3 protein-coding genes are annotated in these 843 nt (G+C 33.8%); all 3 read left to right on the top strand.

Annotated elements, in window-relative coordinates; all coding sequences use genetic code 11:
* Positions 1-212: hypothetical protein (locus Q3C15_RS08650; protein ID WP_302704972.1), on the top strand; the 212-nt coding region annotated here is incomplete at its 5' end.
* Between the two features lie 21 nt (positions 213-233).
* Positions 234-395, top strand: a complete 162-nt coding sequence (locus tag Q3C15_RS08655) for a hypothetical protein (RefSeq protein ID WP_302704973.1) — start codon at positions 234-236, stop codon at positions 393-395.
* A complete protein-coding gene (locus tag Q3C15_RS08660; RefSeq protein WP_302704974.1) occupies positions 385-765 on the top strand; it encodes a YopX family protein in 381 nt (126 codons plus the stop codon). The genes Q3C15_RS08655 and Q3C15_RS08660 overlap by 11 nt, the downstream gene beginning before the upstream one ends.
* Positions 766-843 lie beyond the last annotated feature (78 nt).

Raw genomic sequence — 843 nt, forward strand, 5'->3', positions numbered from 1 at the left:
ACACCAAGTTTCAGGAAAGGAGCGAAGAAATGCATAAAACAATAATGTTCTGTACTGTTGTTGCTTTTGCAACCATAGTTTTACTCGGTGAATTGATAGCAGCAGTTAAGTTAAATAAAAATGGCGATGATGATTTAAGTTTTATATCAATTATCATACTTCCGTTTAATCTAATTATTTTCATGACTGTAATTTCTTTTATTGGGCAATGATAACGAAAGGAGCAAATCATTATGCAACTAAGCGTCGGTGATTTGATTGAACTTGCTGAAACGGGCAAGACAGGAAATATCGAATTGGATAGCATGGCGAAAATAGTTCTTCACGAATGTTTGAACATGTTGAAATTTGAAAAAGATTATTACGAAAGAGAGAAGAAGCGAAATGCAAGATAGATTTAAATACAGAGCGTGGGACAAAGAAAACAAAAAGTATATTTACGGTGTTGAAAAAGGACTGGAATTTTATTCAACCGCAGGAAATCTGCGTGTAATGACTCTTGCTGAAATTGCAGAAAGTAGCAAATATATTGCCGAACAATGCAGCGGTTTAAAAGACAAAAACGGCAAATTGATTTATGAAGGGGATATTGTTGAAGCTTATGATTATACAATTGAACATTCACAAGTTGTTTGGGATAAGGGCTGCTATGTTTTAAAAAGCAAAGATGTAGCCATGTATGAACATCTATCAAGTTATGAAAAGAAATGCAAAATCATTGGCAACATTCACGAAAACCCAGAGTTATTGGAGGAAGATAAATGACAGTGATTAAAATTGACGATACATATCGTGTAGAAATCCGCAGCTATGATTTTGAATTAATCAAGCATGTTAAAGCTG

The organism is Ligilactobacillus sp. 110_WCHN (genome assembly GCF_030518115.1).
Taxonomy (GTDB): Bacteria; Bacillota; Bacilli; order Lactobacillales; family Lactobacillaceae; genus Ligilactobacillus; species Ligilactobacillus aviarius_C.

Bases quoted from the DNA above. Each gene is read 5' to 3' on its own strand.
- Q3C15_RS08655 (WP_302704973.1), top strand. From the start codon at position 234: ATGCAACTAAGCGTCGGTGATTTGATTGAACTTGCTGAAACGGGCAAG.
- Q3C15_RS08660 (WP_302704974.1), top strand. From the start codon at position 385: ATGCAAGATAGATTTAAATACAGAGCGTGGGACAAAGAAAACAAAAAG.